We start from the raw sequence: 273 nt of genomic DNA, 5'->3' as shown, positions 1-273 counted from the left end.
ACCGCGCCTCGAGCCTCTTTTTTTGTCGTTACCATTAGCGCCATGTAAAATTCTGGTCAAAAGATTCTCTTCGTCGCCGACGATCCCCGCCTGCGCGATCTGCTGCGCCGCTATCTCGGGGAACAGGGCTTCACCGTGCTGGTGGCGGAAAACGCCACGGCCATGAACAAACTCTGGCTGCGCGAGCGGTTCGACCTGCTCGTGCTCGATCTCATGATGCCGGGCGAAGATGGCTTGTCGATCTGCCGTCGCCTGCGCGGCGCGAACGATCAG

At 60.1% G+C, this 273-nt stretch carries 1 protein-coding gene; it reads left to right on the top strand.

What is annotated here, in order from left to right; translation table 11 throughout:
- Window positions 1-63 precede the first annotated feature (63 nt).
- Window positions 64-273, top strand: a 210-nt coding sequence (locus RVY79_RS22070; RefSeq protein WP_411161760.1) for a response regulator, incomplete at its 3' end; no start/stop codon positions are given.

Origin of the sequence: Chromohalobacter sp. HP20-39 (genome assembly GCF_033052815.1) — a bacterium.
Classification (GTDB): domain Bacteria; phylum Pseudomonadota; class Gammaproteobacteria; order Pseudomonadales; family Halomonadaceae; genus Chromohalobacter.
This window is presented reverse-complemented; position numbering and strand designations above follow the sequence as displayed.